General features: G+C 44.5%; 1 protein-coding gene. It reads left to right on the top strand.

Annotated elements, in window-relative coordinates; translation table 11 throughout:
• The first annotated feature begins 137 nt into the window (after window positions 1–137).
• Window positions 138–1,658, top strand: a complete 1,521-nt coding sequence (locus tag L1272_RS22920; protein WP_075594550.1) for an ISNCY family transposase — start codon at window positions 138–140, stop codon at window positions 1,656–1,658.
• Window positions 1,659–1,720: the final 62 nt, after the last annotated feature.

Below are 1,720 nucleotides of genomic sequence, written 5' to 3'. Positions count from 1 at the left end.
TGTTAACACCAAGCGATTTTGTCGTACTTTAATTACCACGCGATTCTGTCGTAATCGCTAATTACCAAGGGAAATTGACGGTTATCTTTAACCGTGTTCTTTAAATGTTTTGTTTAAGCATTTGAGGAGCGCTAAGGGTGATTGTTTTGAATTCCAAAGCTCAATTAACAGTTGATATCATTGCTAAAGTGGCAGAGCGTAAAGTTACGATAGCTAATGCCGCTAAGCTCCTCAATAAATCCAGGCGTACTATTGAACGTTATTTGCAGCGTTACCGAAGCCAAGGTCTACAATTCGTTGTTCACGGGAATACAGGCAGCGAGCCAATTAATAAAACTCCAGATAGGCTTAAGCAGCAAGTTCAGTCGCTGATCCGCGAGAAATACTATGATCTGAATCTATTGCACCTCGCCGAGATGCTTGAGGCTCACGAACACATTGTTGTTAAGCGCGAGACACTGCGTAAGTGGGCACATGATATCCATCATGTAAAACGAGCCAAGCGTAGGCGTAGCCGTGTCCATAAACGCAGAGAACGGATGGAAGCACCAGGGCTAATGCTGCAAATGGACGGCAGTACACATCGCTGGTTCGGTGATAAAAAGTCGTGCTTAATCGCTATGATTGATGATGCTAACAGCGATATCCATGCAGAGTTTTTTCCGTCAGAAACGACTGAAGGGTGTATGAAAGTTATGCGCTCAGTTGTTGAGAAATTCGGCGTGTTTAAAACTCTATATGTTGATAGAGCTGGCATCTTTGGTGGTCCTAAACGTTGCAATTTCTCTCAGATGCAACGGGCCTGTGAGGAGTTAGGAATTGAAATCATCTTTGCTAGTTCTCCTCAAGGAAAAGGTCGTATTGAACGTGCCTTCGATACTCTACAAGACAGGTTGATACCGGAGTTACGGCTCAACAATATTACTGACATGACGGGCGCTAATAGCTACCTCCAACACGTCTTCATCCCGCAGTTCTGGCGTAAAAACCTGATGGTAAAATCTAAAACATCAGACACCGAATATACGCCTGTATCACGCTACACCAATCTTGATGATATCTGCATCACCAAGGTCTACCGGAAGATCCGTAACGACCATACGTTTAGCTTCAGGGGAAAACTCTACTTCATCGACTCACCGCTTAAGCACTCAATCACAAACCAAAAAATCGAAATTCGTACGGGTAAAAATAAGCGGTTCGATGCGTACTTCGCCGGACGAAAACTACAGGTAACCGAAGTAACGGAGCCTGAAAAGCTATCCTCGGAAGACTATGAGCTCCAGAAGAAGCTTGATGTATTGGCTCTGGCTGAAAAGCTAGGAAATGTGGCAGAAGCTTCCCGCCTAAGTGGTGTCTCCCGCGATACTATTTACCGCCATCGTAAGCTGATAAAACAAGGTGGAATCGAATCGCTAAAACGTCAGGAAACGCCAAATCTTCACCACAAAAATCGTACAGACAGAGCCATTGAGGAAGTCGTCATCGAATTCTCACTAGCTAACCCACACATGGGACAATCCAAAGTGTCAAGGCTGCTCAAGTCTGAAAGAAACGTCGACATACATGCTAGCGGCGTTCGCAATATCTGGCTAAGGGAAAATATGAATACGACTGCGTTACGGTTAGCAAAACTTGCCGAAGCTCGGCAACATTGATAGTGTGATTACGTCAAAATCGCTTGGTACTTATACCGTCAGTATCCCTTGGTAATCACACT

Source organism: Pseudoalteromonas sp. PAST1 (genome assembly GCF_021532515.1).
GTDB classification, from domain to species: domain Bacteria; phylum Pseudomonadota; class Gammaproteobacteria; order Enterobacterales; family Alteromonadaceae; genus Pseudoalteromonas; species Pseudoalteromonas simplex.
The sequence above is the reverse complement of the archived record's forward strand: the minus strand, read 5'-3'. Positions and strand labels throughout refer to the sequence as shown.